1 protein-coding gene is annotated in these 220 nt (G+C 76.4%); it reads left to right on the plus strand.

Annotation, left to right across the window (positions count from 1 at the left end; all coding sequences use genetic code 11):
- Positions 1-220, plus strand: a 220-nt coding sequence (locus GTW08_RS26520; protein WP_161152689.1) for a glycosyltransferase, incomplete at both ends; no start/stop codon positions are given.

A 220-nucleotide genomic window follows, 5' to 3' on the forward strand; every position in this document is an offset into this window, starting at 1 on the left:
TGGCGGGCCGGATCGACCTGCTCGGGCCGGTCGACGAGGCGACCAAGGCCGCCGCGCTGCGCTCGGTCGCGGTGTTCTGCGCACCGCACCGCGGCGGGGAGAGCTTCGGGATGGTGCTGACCGAGGCCATGGCCGCGGGCGCCCCGGTGCTGGCCGCGGACCTCGAGTCCTTCCGTGCCGTGCTCGACGACGGCCGCGCCGGTGCACTGTTCCCACCCGG

Source organism: Pseudonocardia sp. SID8383 (assembly GCF_009864975.1).
GTDB lineage: Bacteria > Actinomycetota > Actinomycetes > Mycobacteriales > Pseudonocardiaceae > Pseudonocardia > Pseudonocardia alni.